The 257-nt window shown below is 38.9% G+C and carries 1 protein-coding gene; it reads left to right on the forward strand.

Annotated features, from left to right (window positions below; genetic code table 11):
• The coding region (locus ACFINO_RS11560; protein WP_375655994.1) for a phosphomethylpyrimidine synthase ThiC at nucleotides 1-257 on the forward strand (257 nt) is incomplete at both ends.

Here is a 257-nt window from a genome sequence, read left to right on the forward strand (position 1 = left end):
AAGGACCTGGGCATGTGCCAATGCACAAAATTAAAGAAAATATGGAACAACAATTAGATCTCTGTCATGAAGCGCCTTTTTATACTTTGGGACCTCTTACAACTGATATTGCACCTGGATATGACCATATTACATCAGCAATTGGTGCCGCTATGATTGGATGGTTTGGAACTGCCATGCTTTGTTACGTAACACCTAAAGAACATTTAGGACTTCCCGATAAGAATGATGTCAAAACTGGTGTAATCACTTACAAA

Source organism: Bartonella sp. AA83SXKL (assembly GCF_042196965.1).
Lineage (GTDB): Bacteria > Pseudomonadota > Alphaproteobacteria > Rhizobiales > Rhizobiaceae > Bartonella.